Source organism: Marinimicrobium sp. UBA4209 (assembly GCF_002381585.1).
GTDB classification, from domain to species: domain Bacteria; phylum Pseudomonadota; class Gammaproteobacteria; order Pseudomonadales; family Cellvibrionaceae; genus Marinimicrobium; species Marinimicrobium koreense.
Map to the genome: position 1 here is coordinate 17,782 of NZ_DFTP01000079.1, position 470 is coordinate 18,251.

The following is a 470-nucleotide window of genomic DNA, read 5'->3' on the forward strand; positions in this document are numbered from 1 at the left end:
CATGACCGCACGATCTTCGGTCCGGTTGATGTGCTCACCGCCGAACATGCGATTGCGCCAATCCGCCACCTTGGACTCTTCCGCCAATGTCAGCAGCCCCTTACGGGTCTCTTCGGTGATCAGATTCTTGGAATAATCAAACAGGATGTGGGGAGCGCGAATAGAGAAGTTGTCGAACCGGGACTGATCCTCGGCAAACAGAGATTTGAGCTCCCGCTGACGCAGGGTATCGGCATGCTGTGCCAGGGATTGCCAACTCGGTAACTGGGTAGGACTTGCCATGTATCGACCTCATTTTTCCGCAGAGCGGGTCACTTGTGTTGGAAGCAATTGTGGTTTTTTGGCGGCGTCCGGTGCATCAGGTCGCCTGCCCGCCCAACCGCCGCTTCGGTTGACCGACGCGAAAGACTGCGTAGGTATTTAGCGATGACACCGCCGCTGCGCCGGGTGTCAAAGGTGCCGATTGAGCG

At 57.2% G+C, this 470-nt stretch carries 1 pseudogene; it reads right to left on the reverse strand.

Annotated features, from left to right (window positions below):
* Window positions 1-282: pseudogene (pgi, locus tag B3187_RS11895) on the reverse strand (glucose-6-phosphate isomerase); the annotation flags it as partial.
* Between the last annotated feature and the right edge of the window lie 188 nt (window positions 283-470).